Annotated in this window: 1 protein-coding gene; it reads left to right on the top strand. The window is 68.8% G+C overall.

Features of this window, described 5'->3' with window-relative positions; translation table 11 throughout:
- A partial coding sequence (locus JM949_RS36120) for a hypothetical protein (protein ID WP_203152493.1) occupies positions 1–359 on the top strand: 359 nt, incomplete at its 5' end.
- Between the last annotated feature and the right edge of the window lie 729 nt (positions 360–1,088).

The raw sequence follows: 1,088 nt of genomic DNA, 5'->3' as shown, positions 1-1,088 counted from the left end.
GCACGTGGAGCACCTGCCAGCACCCGGTTTCCGACGACTGCAATGGCAGCTACGACGGCGATCTGAACAAGGCCGGCTATGCCCGCGCCACCCAGTTCCATCCCGGTGGCGACGAGCGCGCCGTCACGATCACCGTCTGGGGCGACAACATGGATCCCAGCCGGCCCGGTCAGAAGGCTGCCGCCGGCAGCCCGAAGTACCTGCTCGACATCGAGTTTCACCCGGCCGGAATGGGCGAGACCGTCGCGGCCGCCGGCATCGTGGACCTGATGAACCTGCTCGCTACCTGGACGCCCATGGTGCAGACGGCGATGATCTGCGACGACGCCGCCGAGCAGTGGAAGAAGGACAACCTCTGACGACCTGCCACCGCGCTCACTGGTGCAACCGCCCCGAGCGGCCCCGCCCACGCCAGCTCACAGCGACTCACAGGGCAGGTCAACCCGCATCTCTCAGCCCGAACCGGCGATCTGTCAGCGCCGGGCCGCCAGTGACAGCACCTTCTGACTTCGACAGCGTCGACCCCTTCCGTAGGGGGTTCCATGGGGGCTTCGTTGACCGGTCGTCGGCGAGCAACCACCGGCGGGCCAACATGGCCGCTCACAGCGCAGGTCAACCGCCCTGTGACAGATTTCTGTAGGGCGATGTGAAAGCCAGACTCCCTCCTGAAAGGAGGGAGTTCCTCTCAATCTCCCCCAGCGGACATCGCCGGCCGGCGTTGACCTCCGTGCCGCGACGTGCCTTGGCGTCGGTGTCGGTGTCGGTGTAGAGGCCGACCCCGACACCGACCGCCGCAACCCGGAGTCTGGCCAGCGCACCGCCCGGTCCACGGGGCCCGCCACCGTCGACGACAAAGACCCTCCGGGGGTCTCTCCTGCGGGGGCGGTGCCCAGCGCGGACCGCAGACGTCGACCAGGACCAGGTGCTCCCCGCCGACCCCTCCGCCCTCGCCTCGCCGCCCGGGGGCAAGGCGACCTTGCCCCCACCACACCGTCCGGGGCTTCCCGTCAAGCGTTACCAGGCCGCTACCAGGGGCGGTAACGTCGCCGGTTGCGCCCTTACACGGGACACACCCCCTTGCATTCTCG

This window comes from Micromonospora tarensis (assembly GCF_016803395.1).
GTDB lineage: Bacteria > Actinomycetota > Actinomycetes > Mycobacteriales > Micromonosporaceae > Micromonospora > Micromonospora tarensis.
This window is presented reverse-complemented; position numbering and strand designations above follow the sequence as displayed.